The sequence below is a fragment of the Streptomyces carpinensis genome, from assembly GCF_002154505.1.
In the GTDB taxonomy this organism is placed as follows: domain Bacteria; phylum Actinomycetota; class Actinomycetes; order Streptomycetales; family Streptomycetaceae; genus Streptomyces; species Streptomyces carpinensis.
Genome location: NZ_MUBM01000533.1, coordinates 1 through 1,132 on the forward strand (window position 1 = coordinate 1; position 1,132 = coordinate 1,132).

At 65.8% G+C, this 1,132-nt stretch carries 1 protein-coding gene; it reads right to left on the reverse strand.

Annotated elements, in window-relative coordinates; genetic code table 11:
* Positions 1–1,121, reverse strand: a 1,121-nt coding sequence (locus BZY54_RS45560; protein WP_107419991.1) for a tyrosine-type recombinase/integrase, incomplete at its 3' end; no start/stop codon positions are given.
* Positions 1,122–1,132: the final 11 nt, after the last annotated feature.

Sequence of the window (1,132 nt, forward strand, 5' to 3'; positions counted from 1 at the left end):
GTGAGGTTGTGGTTGAGGGTTTTGGCGGCTTTGCTGATGGAGCCGGGCATGAGGTGGCGGTAGATCTTGAAGGTGATCTCGATGGTCTTGTGGCCCATCCACTCGGCGACGTCGGTGATGGGGATGTTGTGGGTGAGGCAGTTGGAGGCGAAGAAGTGGCGCAGGCCGTAGACGACCATCCCGTCGGGGATGCCGGTCTGCCCGGCCTTCTTGATCCGCTGCCACTGGTTGGCGATGTGGTAGTGCGGGAACGTGCGGGCCGGGTCGCTCGGATGGCGCAGCAGGTAGCCGTCGATGGTGCCGTGCTTGTCGGCGTACCACTCGATGGTTTCCCGGACCCGTGCGGGCAGGGGCACGTCCCGGTACTCGCCCGCCTTGCGGTGCTTGAGCCGCTCGTAGCCGCAGGTGGTGCGGTTGACCTGTTCGGTGATGCGGTAGACGTCGTCGGCGACGATGTTGTTGAGGTTCACCGCGAACGCCTCGCCGTTGCGCATGCCACAGCCGCTCATCAGGTCGGCGACCAGCAGGAAGCTGTCGTCTCCGGCGGTGCGTATCTGGGCCAGCTGCTCGGGTGAGGGGATCACCACCCGCTTGGGGTCGTACTGCGGCGGCTTGACGCCGGCGACCGGGTTGTCGTCGAACAGGCCCAGCCGGTTGGCGTCCAGCAGGATCGCCTTCAGCTTGTCAAACGCGTTCGCCTGGGCGGCCAAGCCGATGCCGTCGCGTTCCAGGGTCTGGAGGAAGCCTTCGACCACCTTGTGGTCGAAGGTGTTCATCCGCCGACTGCCCAGCAGCGGCAGCAGATGGATGTTCAGCAGCGACTCCAGGTGCACCACCGACGCCGGCCCCAGGTCCCGCTGCCCGGCCTTCCACTGGACGGCGTACTCCTCGAACCGCATCGCACCGTACCGGGCGATCCGGTTCGCCTTCGCCTGCCCCCGCGGCACCGCCCTCTTCGCGTTGTAGACCTCCGTCAACCGCGCGATCGCCCTGTCCTGGGTCGAAAACCCGGACTCCTTCACCTGCTTCCCCGCCACCGACCGGTACCGGATCTTGTACGGGTGAGGACACTTCGACCACCGCGACCGCGGATGCTCACACTCCTTGAAAAACGACCCCATCCCACGAACCA